Genomic DNA, 15,045 nt, shown 5'->3' with positions numbered 1-15,045 from the left:
CATTACCGAAATTATTCACGCCACAGAATAAAGGCGCAAGCGTTGCGGTAGATATTGGGGGTGATGAGAGGAAATACAAGGCCTGCCGGACAGGCAGGCCAGGAGGATCACGGCTGGTAAATACCTACGCCAGAATCGTTGACTTTGCGGGTGCGAGAGATAACAGATTCCGGCGTCTCGGCAATACGCAGACCCATTTCGTCCTCAGTGCGTACCACCTTCCCGCGCAGCGAGTTCGTGAGTACTTCGACAATCTCGACGTCCACAAACTTACCGATCATGTCCGGGGTGCCTTCAAAATTCACCACGCGGTTATTTTCGGTTCGACCAGACAGTTCCATGACGCTCTTACGGGAGGTGCCTTCCACCAGAATACGCTGGACAGTGCCGAGCATACGACGACTCCAGGCGTTGGCCTGCTGGTTGATACGCTCCTGTAGAATATACAGACGCTGCTTTTTCTCTTCTTCCGGCACATCGTCAACCATATCGGCCGCAGGGGTGCCCGGGCGCGCAGAGAAGATAAAGCTGTAGCTGACGTCGAAATTCACCTCGCCGATGAGCTTCATGGTGCGCTCAAAGTCATCAGCGGTTTCGCCAGGGAAGCCGACGATAAAGTCGGAGCTAATTTGGATATCCGGGCGCGCTTCACGCAGCTTGCGGATGGTGGACTTATACTCGAGCACCGTATGTGGACGACCCATCAGGTTCAGCACGCGATCAGAACCGCACTGGATCGGCAGGTGCAGGAAGCTCACCAGCTCTGGCGTATCGCGATAGACGTCAATAATGTCGTCGGTAAATTCCATCGGATGGCTGGTGGTAAAGCGAATGCGGTCGATGCCGTCAATCGCCGCCACCAGACGCAGCAGTTCAGCAAAGCTGCCGGTGGTGCCGTCGTAGTTTTCCCCGCGCCAGGCGTTTACGTTCTGACCCAGCAGGTTCACTTCACGAACGCCCTGCACGGCAAGCTGCGCGATTTCAAACAGGATATCGTCTGCCGGGCGGCTCACTTCTTCACCGCGGGTGTAAGGCACCACGCAGTAAGTACAGTATTTGTTGCAGCCTTCCATGATGGAGACGAAGGCGGTCGGGCCATCAGCGCGCGGCTCAGGCAGACGGTCAAATTTCTCGATCTCCGGGAAGCTCACGTCAACCACCGGGCTACGGCTGCCGCGAACCTGATTAATCATCTCTGGCAGGCGGTGCAGGGTCTGAGGGCCAAAAACGATATCCACATAGGGGGCTCTCTGGCGGATCAGCTTACCTTCCTGCGATGCGACGCAGCCACCCACGCCAATAATCAGGTCCGGATTTTTCCGTTTGAGAAGCTTCCAGCGGCCTAACACATGAAAGACTTTTTCCTGTGCTTTTTCACGAATTGAACAGGTGTTCAGCAGCAGCACATCGGCTTCTTTCGCATTTTCAGTCAGCTGGTATCCGTGGGTGGTATCCAGCAGATCGGCCATCTTCGATGAATCGTATTCGTTCATCTGACAGCCCCAGGTTTTTATATGGAGTTTTTTAGTCATCGACTTGCTCAGCTCAGGATTGCAAGCCGCGTATTGTAATGCTTTGGTGCGGTTGTGACCAGTATGAAGGTTGTCAACCTCAGGGCCGCAAAAATCCGGTAAACTTAAGGTATTCTCCAATAAGGAATAGTGACCATGACACTCCTGAACACCGAAGTTGCCGTTGTTGGCGGCGGTATGGTCGGCGGCGCACTGGCGCTGGGGCTGGCGCAGCAGGGATTTGACGTAACCGTTATTGAACAGGCGGCTCCGCCGGCATTCGATCCTGCCAGCCAACCGGACGTGCGTATTTCCGCCATCAGCGCGGCCTCTGTTGATCTGCTTCGCGGGCTGGGCGTCTGGGAGGCGGTGCTGGCGATGCGCGCGCACCCATACAGCCGTCTTGAAACCTGGGAGTGGGAAAATGCTCACGTGTCGTTTGATGCCGCCGAGCTGAAACTGCCGCGCCTGGGCTATATGGTGGAAAACAACGTGCTCCAGCAGGCACTCTGGCAGGCGCTGGAGGCGCACCCGAAGGTGACGCTGCGCGTTCCGGACTCGCTGAAAGGCCTGCATCGTCATGAGGGCGGGTATCTCCTGACGCTGGACAACGACGATGAGCTGGCCGTGAAGCTGGTGGTGGGGGCGGATGGCGCGAACTCGCAGGTCAGGCAGATGGCAGGCATTGGGATCCATGCCTGGCAGTACCAGCAGTCCTGCATGCTGATCACCGTGCAGTCAGAAAACGCGCCGGGCGAAAGCACCTGGCAGCATTTTACGCCGAACGGCCCGCATGCATTCTTACCGCTGTTTGATAACTGGGCTTCGCTGGTGTGGTACGACAAACCGGCGCGCATTCGACAGTTGCAGGGGCTGTCCATGGATCAGTTGCAGCGCGAAATCCGCCAGCACTTCCCGAGCCGTCTGGGCAACGTGACCCCGGTTGCCGCCGGCGCATTCCCGCTGATGCGACGCCATGCGTTGCAGTATGCCCGTGAAGGACTGGTGCTGGTGGGGGACGCGGCGCACACCATTCATCCGCTGGCGGGGCAGGGGGTGAATCTGGGATACCGTGACGTCGATGCGTTACTGGATGTGCTGGGTAACGCTCGCGCCCACGCGGAAGCCTGGGCCAGCCATCAGGTACTGAAGCGCTACCAGACGCGCCGTATGGCGGATAACTTCATTATGCAGTCGGGGATGGATCTGTTCTATGCCGGGTTCAGCAACGATGTTGGTCCGGTGCGTATAGTGCGCAATATTGGATTGATGGCAGCGGAACGCGCCGGTGGTCTGAAGCGTCAGGCCCTGAAATATGCCCTCGGACTCTGATCTTTATTCCCTCTCCCCGTGGGAGAGGGCATCAGGCCGCACTATTCTGAGCAACAAAAACAAAAAAGCCCGCAGAGCGGGCTTGTTTGTTTTAAGTGGCTGGGGTGCAGGGATTCGAACCCCGGAATGCTGGTATCAGAAACCAGAGCCTTACCGCTTGGCGACACCCCAATTGCGTTAAACAAACTGCTTAACGACTTTAAAGTGGCTGGGGTACGAGGATTCGAACCTCGGAATGCCGGAATCAGAATCCGGTGCCTTACCGCTTGGCGATACCCCAACAATGTTCAGTTTACCGAATCGTATTCGATAACATAAATATGGTGGCTACGACGGGATTCGAACCTGTGACCCCATCATTATGAGTGATGTGCTCTAACCAACTGAGCTACGTAGCCAGTACTGCAATCTTCGATGGCTGGGGTACCTGGATTCGAACCAGGGAATGCCGGTATCAAAAACCGGTGCCTTACCGCTTGGCGATACCCCAATACCGCGGAGAACCGCATAATCGAAGAAATATGGCTGGGGTACCTGGATTCGAACCAGGGAATGCCGGTATCAAAAACCGGTGCCTTACCGCTTGGCGATACCCCATCCGTGCAACGCTTACCTGGGAATGGTGCGGGAGGCGAGACTTGAACTCGCACACCTTGCGGCGCCAGAACCTAAATCTGGTGCGTCTACCAATTTCGCCACTCCCGCAAAAAAGATGGTGGCTACGACGGGATTCGAACCTGTGACCCCATCATTATGAGTGATGTGCTCTAACCAACTGAGCTACGTAGCCATCTTTTTTTCGCGTTACCTTATCGGCGTTGCGGGGCGCATTATGCGTATAGACCCTTGCAGCGTCAACACCTTTTTCAATGAAAATAGCCGGAATGTGACTGTTTGGTTAGGTTGCGAACAGCGAGGCCGAATATTCGACAATTATTGGTTATTAATCGATTTTATGCGGAGAAAAGAGAGGCAAAAAAATCAGGCCCCGGAGGGCCTGATGATACTCTGAACATTATTTATAGGCAGACTGGTGAACGCCCACCGCGCGTCCTGACGGATCGTTCATCGCTTTGAATGATTCATCCCATTCAATGGCTTTAGCAGAAGAGCAGGCGACCGATGGGCCACCCGGTACGCACTCTGCTGCGCTTGGAACCGGGAACAGCTCCTCAAAGATCTCACGGTACAAATACGCTTCTTTCGAGGCTGGCGTGTTGTACGGGAAACGGAAGCTCGCAGTTTCCAGTTGTTGATCAGAAACCTGTTTCGCCGCCACCTCTTTCAGGGTGTCGATCCAGCTGTAACCCACGCCATCCGAGAACTGCTCTTTCTGACGCCACGCCACGCTCGCCGGCAGGCAGGATTCAAAACATTCACGCAGGATATGTTTCTCCATTTTGCCGTTGCCGCACATTTTGTCCTGCGGGTTGATGCGCATCGCCACATCAAGGAATTTCTTATCGAGGAACGGCACGCGGGCTTCCACACCCCAGGCGGACATCGCTTTGTTGGCGCGCGCGCAGTCAAACATGTGCAGCGCCTGTAGCTTACGCACCGTTTCTTCATGCAGCTCTTTGGCGTTTGGCGCTTTGTGGAAATAGAGGTAACCGCCAAACACTTCGTCAGAACCCTCGCCGGAGAGCACCATCTTGATGCCCATCGCTTTGATCTTCCGCGACATCAAATACATCGGTGTGGAGGCGCGAATGGTGGTCACATCATAGGTTTCAATGTGATAGATCACATCGCGGATCGCATCCAGACCTTCCTGTACGGTGAAGTGAATTTCATGGTGCACCGTGCCGAGATGATTTGCCACTTCCTGGGCGGCTTTCAGGTCAGGTGCCCCTTCCAGACCCACGGCAAAGGAGTGCAGCTGCGGCCACCAGGCTTCAGAGCGCTCCTGATCTTCCACGCGACGTGCGGCGAATTTCTTGGTGATCGCGGAGATCACGGAGGAGTCCAGACCGCCGGAGAGCAGTACGCCGTAAGGTACGTCTGACATCAGGTGGCTTTTCACTGACTCTTCCAGGGCCTGACGCAGTTCGGCTTTGTCCGTCACGTTGTCTTTCACCGCCTCATAATCAAACCAGTCGCGCTGGTAGTACGGGCGGATCTCGCCGTCTTTACTCCACAGGTAGCTACCTGCCGGGAACTCTTTGATGGTGCGGCACACCGGTACCAGGGCTTTCATCTCTGAGGCAACGTAGAAGTTGCCGTGCTCATCGTGTCCCATGTACAGCGGGATAATACCGATATGGTCGCGGCCAATCAGGTAAGCGTCTTTTTCGCTGTCGTACAGCGCGAAGGCGAACATACCTTGCAGATCGTCGAGGAACTCCGGGCCTTTCTCCTGATACAGCGCCAGGATCACTTCGCAGTCTGAGCCGGTCTGAAACGCGTAGCGATCGCCGTACTCGGCGCGCAGCGCCTGATGGTTGTAAATTTCACCGTTAACAGCCAGCGCGTGCGTTTTTTTCTCGTTATACAGCGGCTGTGCGCCAGCGTTGACATCAACAATGGAGAGACGTTCATGAGCCAGAATCGCTTTATCGCTGGCGTATACGCCTGACCAGTCCGGACCGCGATGGCGCATCAGGCGGGACAATTCGAGTGCTTTTTTACGCAGTTCGCCCGCGTCAGTTTTAATATCCAGTACGCCAAAAATAGAACACATAACCTTCTCCGTTAACCCTGTTGCGTTGTGATGTTGCTTGCTTATGAAAATGCCGCAAAAGGGGGAGGGGGCGCAAGCGTTTTACCGATGAAAACGTAAAAAGTGCAATGGCGATTGCCGAATCTTAAAAAAAGAGTATGTCTTAAGCAATTCTATTGATGATTTCTCAATGAATGGCTGATTTCGTTAGATGAAGTGATGTTTTCAGACAGCAGAAATGAAAAACCACGCCCTGAGGCGTGGTTCTGAATCAAATAACGTCGATTTCGTCGACAGAGGGGTAAATCCAGCTTGGCCGGAACGGCATCGTATCAATGTCATCAAGCTGTGAAACGCCAGAAAGCACCAGGATGGTTTCAAGCCCCGCCTGGAAGCCAGCCAGAATATCGGTACGCAGGTTGTCGCCCACGATGACGGTTTCTTCTGAGTGTGCCTGCATCGTATTCAGTGCGGCGCGGATGATCCACGGGCTCGGTTTACCGACAACAAACGGCTTACGACCCGAGATTTTTTCGATACCGGCGCACAGCGCACCGCAGGCGGGATAAAAACCACGACCGTGCGTGTCCGGGTTGGTGGCGATAAAACGCGCACCGTTGGCGACAAAGTAGGCTGCCTTATGCATCATCTCCCAGTTAAAGGAGCGCGTTTCGCCCACGATGACAAAGTCCGGGTTCACGTCGGTGATGGTGAAGCCCGCTTTATACAGCTCGTGGATCAGCGCACCTTCACCAACGACATAGGCTTTTTTGCCTTCCTGACGCTTCAGGAAATCCGCGGTCGCCATCGCAGAGGTATAGAACACGCTGTCCGGGACGTTGACGCCTGCGGTAGCAAAGCGGTTTGCCAGATCCTGACCAGTCTGTGAAGGGTAGTTCGTGAGAAGAACCAGTGGCATTCCTTTGTCGATGATGCGGTGAAGAAACTCCGCAGCACCCGGCACGGCAACGTTGTCGTGCATCAGCACGCCGTCGATATCACAAATTACATTCTTAATGGTCATGGACAATCCGACATCAAAAAAAGAAGGCGTTACTATAAGGTCCGATCAGGATTCCAGCAAATGTTGCAGCAGGATCCCGTTGAGCATGGCACGTTTTACCAGGGCGAATGCGCCAATTGCCGAGCGGTGATCGAGCGTAGATCGCACCACCGGCAAATTCTGGCGAAATGCCTTCAGCGCCTGGGTATTGATGCAGCCTTCAATGGCGGGCAGTAACACTTTTTCGGCTTCAACGATCTCGCCGGCAATCACCACTTTCTGCGGATTAAACAGGTTGATGGCAATGGCGATGGTCTTACCCAGGTGGCGTCCTACCTGTTCGATCACTTCGCAGGCCAGCGCATCGCCTTTGTTTGCCGCTTTGCAGATGGCGCCGATCTTACAATCGTCCAGCGTGACGCGGCTCTGGTAACCCTGCTCCAGCAGATGGCGAACGCGATGTTCAATGGCGGCATTGGCGGCAACGGTTTCAAGACAGCCAAAGTTACCGCAGTGGCAGCGCTCGCCAAGCGGTTCCACCTGGATATGACCAATCTCGCCTACGTTACCGTTACGGCCAATAAAAATGCGGCCATTCGAGATGATGCCCGCACCTGTACCACGGTGAACGCGCACCAGAATAGAGTCTTCGCAGTCCTGGCTCGCACCAAAGTAGTGCTCCGCCAGCGCCAGCGAGCGAATATCGTGACCAACAAAGCAGGTCAGCTTGAAGCGCTTTTCCAGCGCCTCAACCAGCCCCCAGTTCTCTACCTTAATATGCGGCATGTAGCGAATAACGCCGCTTTCCGGGTCAACCAGGCCGGGCAAAATCACCGAGATGGCGATGAGTTCACGGATCTTGCGCTGACAGCTTTCGATAAACTGCGCAATGGTATTCAGCAACGCGTGTTCAAGCGTCTCCTGCGTGCGCTCAGGAAGGGGGTAGTGTTCTTCGGCAATGGCCTTGCTGCTCAGATCGTAGAGCGTAAGCGTGGTGTCATGACGTCCTAAGCGAACGCCAATGGCCTGAAAATTGCGGGTTTCCGTGACGATGGAAATCGCGCGGCGGCCCCCGGTGGAGGCCTGCTGATCGACTTCTTTGATCAGGCCGCGCTCAATAAGCTGACGTGTAATTTTTGTCACGCTGGCGGGAGCAAGCTGGCTTTGTTCGGCTATCTGAATGCGTGAGATTGGCCCGTGCTGGTCAATCAGGCGATAAACTGCCGCGCTGTTAAGTTGTTTAACGAGATCGACATTACCGATTTGAGCTTGTCCGCCTGGTGTCATACTTTTACTTACTCAGTGACGACCTCGTTACCATTAACGATGGTCTTAATAATTTTATAATCGTGTGTGAACGCCGTCAGGTTTGCAACCATACCTGGCGCAATACCGCCGAGCTGTTTATCGACGCCAATGGCGCGCGCCGGATAAAGCGTGGCCATGCGCAGCACTTCCTCAAGCGCGATGCCGCAATGTTCAACGAGGTTACGTACCCCTTCGATCATCGTCAGAGAAGAACCGCTCAGCGTGCCGTTCTCATCCACACACAGTCCATTCCGGTAGTATATTGTTTTACCAGCAAAAATGAACTGCTCAATATTCGCTCCTGCCGGAGCGGTAGCATCCGTTACCAGGCAGAGCTTGTCGCCTTTCAGACGCTTGGCGTTGCGGATGTTGGTGTAATCGACATGCAAGCCGTCGGCGATAATGCCGCAGAAGACGTCTGGTTCATCCAGAATGGCGCCAACCAGTCCCGGTTCGCGGCCAGTAATATAGGGCATCGCGTTATAAAGGTGTGTGGCAAACGTAATGCCTGCGCGGAAACCGGCCTTCGCCTCTTTCAGCGTCGCGTTCGAATGGCCCGCAGACACCACAATCCCGGCGGCGGCCAGTTTGCTGATAACGTCCGTGCCGGTCATTTCCGGGGCCAGCGTTACTTTGGTGATCACATCGGCATTGGCGCACATGTAATCCACCAGCTCGGCATCCGGTTTGCGCACGTAGTTTGGGTTATGGGTGCCTTTCTTGACCATATTCAGCCATGGTCCTTCCAGGTGCAGGCCCAGCGCCTGATTCGGATGTTTTGCCAGGTATTCGCGCATGACGCGGATACCCTGTTTCATCAGGTCATCGCTGCTGGTGATCAGCGTTGGCAGATAGCTGGTGCAGCCCGATTTCTCGTTGGCTTTTTGCATGATTTCCAGCGTTTCAACCGATACCGCCTCTGCGGTATCGTTAAACTGGACACCGCCGCAGCCGTTGAGCTGTACGTCGATGAAACCGGGGGAGATTACTGCTCCATTGAGGGAACGCTGTTCGATCTCCGGCGGCAGTTCCGCCAGCGGGCAAACACGTTCAATCAGGCCATTGGCGATTACAATCGCATGGTCATCCAGAATTTCATGGCCGGTATAAATCCGACCGTGGGTTAAAGCGTACATATCGACCCCCGGTTAAAAAAAGCGACCGCCCCGGATATAAAGAGGCGGTTATTCAATTACAGACCTTTGATGTTCTCAGCTTCCAGCTCGTTGAAGTATTTCAGCGTTTTCACTTTCAGCTCCATGGTGGACGGTTCGTCACACACGACAACCGCTTTTGGATGCAGCTGTAAGCAGCTGATCGTCCACATATGGTTCACGTTGCCTTCAACGGCAGCCTGAAGCGCTTGCGCTTTCACCGCGCCCAGCACCAGAATCATCACTTCTTCGGCATCCAGCAGCGTGCCCACGCCCACGGTCAGCGCGTATTTAGGCACCTGATTGACGTCGCCGTCAAAGAAGCGGGAGTTAGCCACGCGCGTATCATGGGTCAGCGTTTTAATACGGGTACGGGAAGCCAGTGAAGATGCCGGTTCGTTGAACGCGATATGACCATCGTTGCCTACGCCGCCCATAAACAGGTGGATTTTACCGTAGGAACGGATTTTTTCTTCATACTGACGGCATTCTGCGTCAATATCAGGCGCGTTTCCATTCAGCAGGTTAATGTTTTCAGCCGGAATATCAACGTGATCGAAGAAATTACGGTGCATAAAGCTGTGGTAACTTTCCGGATGTTCCTTCGGCAGGCCGACATATTCGTCCATGTTGAAGGTCACAACGTGTTTAAAGCTAACCTGGCCCGCTTTGTGCATTTCAACCAGAGCTTTATACGCGGTCAGGGGCGTGCCACCGGTTGGAAGACCGAGAACGAAAGGACGATCGGCTGTTGGTTTGAACGCGTTGATGCGGTTAACGATATGACGAGCAGCCCATTTTCCGACTTGTTCAGCTGTTGCCAGGGGAATCAGTCTCATTATTCACCTCTAAAGTTTAAGTAAAAGTGGGCGGATGATTAGTGCAACCTGAACTAAGCGTAACCTGGAACCTTTCAGGCCGGATCAATCCGTCTTGATTTTTTGAATGATAAAATAAGTTTTCGTCGTTAGCCAGTGAAAGGGAGGGTTTAATACGATATTTGGTGACAATAATCACAAAAAATAGGTGTTTAATTTGCGATACGAATTAATTTTTCACACACTCACACTGCCAGTGAATCATCAACTGTATCTATCGTTCGTGACACAATAAAAACATAGTTTATGCGCGAGTCTTAACAAATGGTCTCGTAGGGGGAATAGGATGAATATTTTAGGTTTTTTCCAGCGCCTCGGTAGGGCTTTGCAGCTCCCTATCGCCGTGCTACCGGTTGCAGCGTTGCTGCTGCGATTCGGGCAACCCGATCTTCTTAACGTGCCGTTTATTGCCCAGGCAGGCGGTGCAATTTTTGACAACCTGGCGCTGATTTTCGCCATCGGTGTGGCGTCAAGCTGGTCAAAAGACAGCGCTGGTGCCGCGGCACTGGCAGGGGCTGTCGGTTACTTCATCCTCACGAAAGCGATGGTAACCATCAACCCTGAAATCAATATGGGTGTGCTGGCAGGTATCATTACCGGCCTGGTGGGTGGCGCCGTGTACAACCGTTGGGCAGGTATCAAACTTCCTGACTTCCTGAGCTTCTTCGGCGGTAAACGTTTTGTGCCGATTGCGACGGGCTTTTTCTGTCTGATCCTCGCCGCCATCTTTGGCTACGTTTGGCCACCGGTGCAGCATGCTATCCATGCGGGTGGCGAGTGGATCGTGTCTGCGGGCGCAATGGGCGCGGGCATCTTCGGTTTCATTAACCGTCTGCTGATCCCAACCGGTCTGCATCAGGTACTGAACACCATCGCCTGGTTCCAGATTGGTGAGTTCACCAACGCGGCCGGCGCGGTATTCCACGGTGATATCAACCGCTTCTACGCAGGCGACGGCACTGCGGGCATGTTCATGTCTGGCTTCTTCCCAATCATGATGTTTGGTCTGCCTGGCGCGGCGCTGGCAATGTACCTGGCTGCGCCGAAAGCGCGTCGCCCAATGGTTGGCGGGATGCTGCTGTCCGTTGCGATCACCGCCTTCCTGACCGGCGTGACCGAGCCACTGGAATTCCTGTTCATGTTCCTGGCTCCGCTGCTGTATCTGATGCACGCGATCCTGACCGGTATCAGCCTGTTCGTCGCCACCCTTCTGGGTATTCATGCTGGCTTCTCCTTCTCCGCAGGCGCCATCGACTATGTGTTGATGTACAACCTGCCGGCGGCAAGCAGCAACGTCTGGATCCTGATGGTGATGGGCCTGATCTTCTTCGTTATCTACTTCGTTCTGTTCAGCGCGGTTATTCGTATGTTTAACCTGAAGACGCCGGGCCGCGAAGATACGAAAGATGATGTTGTGACCAGTGAAGCCAACAGCAATACCGAAGAGGGTTTAACCCAGCTGGCAACCAACTACATTGCCGCTGTGGGTGGCACCGACAACCTGAAAGCGATCGATGCCTGTATTACCCGTCTGCGTCTGACCGTAGGTGACTCCGCGCGCGTGAGCGATGCAATGTGCAAACGCCTGGGTGCGTCTGGTGTGGTTAAACTGAACAAACAAACCATCCAGGTAATCGTGGGTGCGAAAGCCGAATCTATCGGCGATGAAATGAAAAAAGTGGTTGCCCGTGGGCCGGTTGCTGCCGCCTCAACGGATAACGCGCCAGTGGCTGACGCGCCGGTTGCAAAACCGCAGGCTGTGCCAAACGCGGTGACCATCGCTGCGCTGGTTTCTCCGGTGACAGGTGACGTTGTTGCGCTTGAGCAGGTGCCTGACGAAGCGTTCGCCAGCAAAGCGGTCGGTGACGGCGTGGCGGTGAAACCTACGGACAAAACCGTGGTCTCTCCGGCAGCCGGTACTATCGTGAAAATCTTCAACAACAACCACGCGTTCTGCCTGGAAACGGAAAAAGGCGCGGAGATCGTAGTCCATATGGGTATCGATACCGTTGCGCTGAACGGTCAGGGCTTTACTCGCCTGGTGGAAGAGGGCGCAGAAGTGGCGGCAGGCCAGCCGATTCTGGAAATGGATCTGGACTTCCTGAATGCCAACGCGCGCTCCATGATAAGCCCGGTCGTGTGCAGCAACATCGACGACTTCAGCGGTCTGGTGATCCAGGCGCAGGGGCAGGTGGTTGCAGGCCAGACGCCACTGTATGAGATTAAAGGCAAGTAATCGCTCCTGAGTAGAGTTATGCCTTTAGCGGCGGGGGATATCCTCCGCCGCTTTTTTTTTGCAGCAATTGCCCCCATTATTTTCTTCCGGGACGTTTTAAGGGTTGTCACTACGTCCGGCTTATAAGATCATATGCCGTTATACGTTGTTTACGCTTTGAGGAATCCACGATGAGTGAGGCAGAAGCCCGCCCGAGTAACTTTATTCGTCAGATCATCGATGAAGATCTGGCCAGTGGTAAGCACACCACAGTCCACACGCGTTTCCCGCCGGAGCCAAATGGCTACCTGCACATTGGTCATGCCAAATCGATCTGCCTGAACTTTGGTATTGCGCAAGATTACCAGGGGCAGTGCAACCTGCGTTTCGATGACACCAACCCAGTAAAAGAAGACATCGAATACGTTGAGTCGATTAAAAACGACGTGCAATGGCTGGGCTTCAACTGGTCTGGCGATATCTGCTACTCCTCAGACTACTTTGATCAGCTGTATGCCTATGCGGTTGAACTGATTAACAAAGGTCTGGCATACGTCGACGAATTGTCTGCTGACGAAATCCGTGAATACCGCGGTACGCTGACTCAGCCTGGTAAAAACAGCCCGTTCCGCGATCGTAGCGTGGAAGAGAACCTGGCGCTGTTTGAAAAAATGCGTGCCGGTGGCTTCGAAGAAGGTAAAGCGTGTCTGCGTGCCAAAATCGATATGGCGTCTCCGTTCATCGTGATGCGCGATCCGGTGCTGTACCGCATTAAGTTCGCTGAACACCACCAGACCGGTAACAAGTGGTGCATCTACCCGATGTACGACTTCACCCACTGCATCAGCGATGCGCTGGAAGGCATTACGCACTCTCTGTGCACGCTGGAATTCCAGGACAACCGTCGTCTGTACGATTGGGTGCTGGATAACATCACCATTCCTGTTCATCCGCGTCAGTACGAGTTCTCTCGTCTGAACCTGGAATACACCGTGATGTCCAAGCGTAAGCTGAACCTGCTGGTCACCGACAAGCACGTTGAAGGCTGGGACGACCCGCGTATGCCGACCATCTCTGGCCTGCGTCGTCGTGGCTATACCTCGGCGTCCATTCGTGAGTTCTGCAAACGTATTGGCGTTACCAAGCAGGACAACACCATCGAAATGGCGTCTCTGGAATCCTGCATTCGCGAAGACCTGAACGAAAACGCGCCGCGCGCGATGGCAGTGATCGATCCAGTGAAACTGGTCATCGAAAACTATCCGCAGGGTGGAAGCGAACTGGTCTCGATGCCTAACCATCCGAACAAACCGGAAATGGGCACCCGCGACGTGCCTTTCAGCGGTGAAATCTGGATCGATCGCGCCGACTTCCGCGAAGAAGCGAACAAGCAGTACAAGCGTCTGGTGCTGGGCAAAGAAGTGCGTCTGCGTAACGCCTATGTGATCAAAGCCGAGCGCGTAGAGAAAGATGCGGAAGGTCACATCACGACCATCTTCTGTACGTACGACGCAGAGACGCTGAGTAAAGATCCGGCGGATGGCCGTAAAGTAAAAGGTGTAATCCACTGGGTGAGTGCGCAGCATGCGCTGCCGGTTGAGATCCGTCTCTACGATCGTCTGTTCAGCGTACCTAACCCAGGCGCTGCGGAGGACTTCCTGGCGGTTATCAACCCTGAGTCGCTGATTATCAAGCAGGGGTATGCCGAGCCGTCTCTGAAAGCCGCTGAAGCCGGTAAAGCGTTCCAGTTTGAACGTGAGGGTTACTTCTGCCTGGACAGCCGTTACAGCACGGCGGAAAAACCGGTATTTAACCGTACCGTCGGTCTGCGTGATACCTGGACTAAGATCGGCGAATAATAACGCTGGCATGGTCAATGAGAAACAAACGCCGCGTAATGCGGCGTTTTTTTATTTAACGATCATGTCGTTAAGCATCGGGATGATGAATTAAAGCCAACATTCCAGGTCAATGTGGTGCTACTTATTTTATTTAAAAAAGTTTGTTGTTTTCCAAAAACAGAAACGCTGAAAAATATATTCACAATATCAATGTTACTTACTGAAAATTAGCGTATTCCCCCGCCAGTACTTGCTTCCCGGTAAATGTTACAAAGCACTACGAAATATGTGCTCTTCGTCATAATCCTGACTTTTGCCTGATTAAAAGCATTGATAATTCGCGCCGCGAAAAATAACCTAAAGACGGTAGTTAATTCGAGGGTATTTCTGACTACCCCTGACCACTTGGTCTTTTCTGTTTTTCGCCGTTTAAGGCGTTTTAATTCGTCAAAGAGGAATAATCTATGCGTACGTTCAGTGGCAAACGTAGTGCGCTGGCGCTGGCTATCGCCGGTGTGACAGCAATGTCGGGCCTGGTGGTTGCGCCAGAGGCAAAAGCAGCAGGTTTCATCGAAGATTCCACCCTCACGGGCGGTATTTATTACTGGCAGCGTGAGCGTGACCGTAAAGACGTCACTGAAGATAAATACAAAACCAACCTTTCTCACTCGACCTGGAACGCCAACCTTGATTTCCAGTCGGGATATGCCGCCGATATGTTCGGGATCGATATTGCAGCGTTCACCGCAATTGAAATGGCCGAAAATGGCGACAGCGGCCATCCGAACGAAATTGCGTTCTCCTCCAGCAATAAAGCCTACGACGAAGACTGGTCCGGCGATAAAAGCGGAATCAGCCTGTATAAAGCGGCTGCAAAATTCAAATATGGTCCGGTCTGGGCGCGTGGAGGTTATATCCAGCCAACCGGTCAGACGCTGTTAGCACCGCACTGGAGCTTTATGCCAGGTACCTATCAGGGTGCGGAAGCCGGTGCTAATTTTGACTACGGCGATGCGGGGGCGTTGAGCTCTGAGAGATCCCCTCATAATTTCCCCAAAGCGTAACCATGTGTGAATAAATTTTGAGCTAGTAGGGTTGCAGCCACGAGTAAGTCTTCCCTTGTTATTGTGTAGCCAGAATGCCG

General features: G+C 53.7%; 10 protein-coding genes, 7 tRNA genes and 1 pseudogene. 4 read left to right on the top strand and 14 right to left on the bottom strand.

Annotated elements, in window-relative coordinates:
* Positions 1-107 precede the first annotated feature (107 nt).
* Complete coding sequence (gene miaB / locus ACOTX5_RS14455) at positions 108-1,532, bottom strand: tRNA (N6-isopentenyl adenosine(37)-C2)-methylthiotransferase MiaB (protein ID WP_045910645.1); 1,425 nt, start codon at positions 1,530-1,532, stop codon at positions 108-110.
* 135 nt (positions 1,533-1,667) lie between these two features.
* On the opposite strand from miaB, the gene ubiF reads away from it, so the two are divergent.
* On the top strand, positions 1,668-2,843 hold the full coding sequence (gene ubiF / locus ACOTX5_RS14450) for a 3-demethoxyubiquinol 3-hydroxylase (protein WP_003858670.1): 1,176 nt from the start codon (positions 1,668-1,670) through the stop codon (positions 2,841-2,843).
* Between the two features lie 96 nt (positions 2,844-2,939).
* On the opposite strand, the gene ACOTX5_RS14445 is transcribed toward ubiF, so the two are convergent.
* The 12 genes from ACOTX5_RS14445 to nagB all read right to left on the bottom strand — a co-directional run bounded on the left by ACOTX5_RS14445 (position 2,940) and on the right by nagB (position 9,806).
* Positions 2,940-3,014, bottom strand: a tRNA-Gln gene (locus ACOTX5_RS14445).
* Positions 3,015-3,048: 34 nt separating this feature from the next.
* Positions 3,049-3,123: transfer RNA gene (locus ACOTX5_RS14440), tRNA-Gln, on the bottom strand.
* Between the two features lie 41 nt (positions 3,124-3,164).
* Positions 3,165-3,241, bottom strand: a tRNA-Met gene (locus ACOTX5_RS14435).
* A gap of 17 nt (positions 3,242-3,258) precedes the next feature.
* A tRNA-Gln gene (locus ACOTX5_RS14430) sits at positions 3,259-3,333 on the bottom strand.
* 32 nt (positions 3,334-3,365) lie between these two features.
* Positions 3,366-3,440 (bottom strand) — tRNA-Gln (locus tag ACOTX5_RS14425).
* Positions 3,441-3,463: 23 nt separating this feature from the next.
* Positions 3,464-3,548 (bottom strand) — tRNA-Leu (locus ACOTX5_RS14420).
* Between the two features lie 8 nt (positions 3,549-3,556).
* A tRNA-Met gene (locus ACOTX5_RS14415) sits at positions 3,557-3,633 on the bottom strand.
* A gap of 225 nt (positions 3,634-3,858) precedes the next feature.
* Positions 3,859-5,523, bottom strand: a complete 1,665-nt coding sequence (gene asnB, locus ACOTX5_RS14410) for an asparagine synthase B (RefSeq protein ID WP_045910644.1) — start codon at positions 5,521-5,523, stop codon at positions 3,859-3,861.
* A 250-nt stretch (positions 5,524-5,773) separates the two neighbouring features.
* Positions 5,774-6,526 (bottom strand): ribonucleotide monophosphatase NagD, encoded by a 753-nt coding sequence (gene nagD, locus ACOTX5_RS14405; RefSeq protein WP_003858667.1) that lies wholly within the window; start codon positions 6,524-6,526, stop codon positions 5,774-5,776.
* A 45-nt stretch (positions 6,527-6,571) separates the two neighbouring features.
* On the bottom strand, positions 6,572-7,792 hold the full coding sequence (gene nagC, locus ACOTX5_RS14400) for a DNA-binding transcriptional regulator NagC (RefSeq protein ID WP_017694286.1): 1,221 nt from the start codon (positions 7,790-7,792) through the stop codon (positions 6,572-6,574).
* An 8-nt stretch (positions 7,793-7,800) separates the two neighbouring features.
* Positions 7,801-8,949, bottom strand: coding sequence for an N-acetylglucosamine-6-phosphate deacetylase (gene nagA, locus ACOTX5_RS14395; protein ID WP_039271352.1), 1,149 nt, complete (start codon positions 8,947-8,949; stop codon positions 7,801-7,803).
* A 56-nt stretch (positions 8,950-9,005) separates the two neighbouring features.
* Positions 9,006-9,806: a glucosamine-6-phosphate deaminase gene (gene nagB / locus ACOTX5_RS14390; RefSeq protein ID WP_003858663.1), complete on the bottom strand. Its 801-nt coding sequence runs from the start codon at positions 9,804-9,806 to the stop codon at positions 9,006-9,008.
* 325 nt (positions 9,807-10,131) lie between these two features.
* Between nagB and nagE the strand changes: the two genes are divergently transcribed.
* From nagE to ACOTX5_RS14375, 3 genes and pseudogenes are all read left to right on the top strand, one after another.
* Complete coding sequence (gene nagE / locus ACOTX5_RS14385; protein WP_126489765.1) at positions 10,132-12,081, top strand: PTS N-acetyl glucosamine transporter subunit IIABC; 1,950 nt, start codon at positions 10,132-10,134, stop codon at positions 12,079-12,081.
* Positions 12,082-12,251: 170 nt separating this feature from the next.
* A complete protein-coding gene (glnS, locus tag ACOTX5_RS14380) occupies positions 12,252-13,919 on the top strand; it encodes a glutamine--tRNA ligase (RefSeq protein ID WP_045910643.1) in 1,668 nt (555 codons plus the stop codon).
* Positions 13,920-14,365: 446 nt separating this feature from the next.
* A pseudogene (locus tag ACOTX5_RS14375) lies at positions 14,366-14,929 on the top strand (ChiP family protein); the annotation flags it as partial.
* A 14-nt stretch (positions 14,930-14,943) separates the two neighbouring features.
* On the opposite strand, the gene ACOTX5_RS14370 reads toward ACOTX5_RS14375, so the two are convergent.
* A partial coding sequence (locus ACOTX5_RS14370) for a hypothetical protein (protein WP_223230349.1) occupies positions 14,944-15,045 on the bottom strand: 102 nt, incomplete at its 5' end.

This window comes from Enterobacter cloacae complex sp. IR5441 (assembly GCF_049238215.1).
GTDB classification, from domain to species: Bacteria; Pseudomonadota; Gammaproteobacteria; order Enterobacterales; family Enterobacteriaceae; genus Enterobacter; species Enterobacter hormaechei_C.
This window is presented reverse-complemented; position numbering and strand designations above follow the sequence as displayed.

Coding starts and splice junctions, on each gene's coding strand:
- miaB (WP_045910645.1), bottom strand. CDS start 1,532: ATGACTAAAAAACTCCATATAAAAACCTGGGGCTGTCAGATGAACGAA.
- ubiF (WP_003858670.1), top strand. CDS start 1,668: ATGACACTCCTGAACACCGAAGTTGCCGTTGTTGGCGGCGGTATGGTC.
- asnB (WP_045910644.1), bottom strand. CDS start 5,523: ATGTGTTCTATTTTTGGCGTACTGGATATTAAAACTGACGCGGGCGAA.
- nagD (WP_003858667.1), bottom strand. CDS start 6,526: ATGACCATTAAGAATGTAATTTGTGATATCGACGGCGTGCTGATGCAC.
- nagC (WP_017694286.1), bottom strand. CDS start 7,792: ATGACACCAGGCGGACAAGCTCAAATCGGTAATGTCGATCTCGTTAAA.
- nagA (WP_039271352.1), bottom strand. CDS start 8,949: ATGTACGCTTTAACCCACGGTCGGATTTATACCGGCCATGAAATTCTG.
- nagB (WP_003858663.1), bottom strand. CDS start 9,806: ATGAGACTGATTCCCCTGGCAACAGCTGAACAAGTCGGAAAATGGGCT.
- nagE (WP_126489765.1), top strand. CDS start 10,132: ATGAATATTTTAGGTTTTTTCCAGCGCCTCGGTAGGGCTTTGCAGCTC.
- glnS (WP_045910643.1), top strand. CDS start 12,252: ATGAGTGAGGCAGAAGCCCGCCCGAGTAACTTTATTCGTCAGATCATC.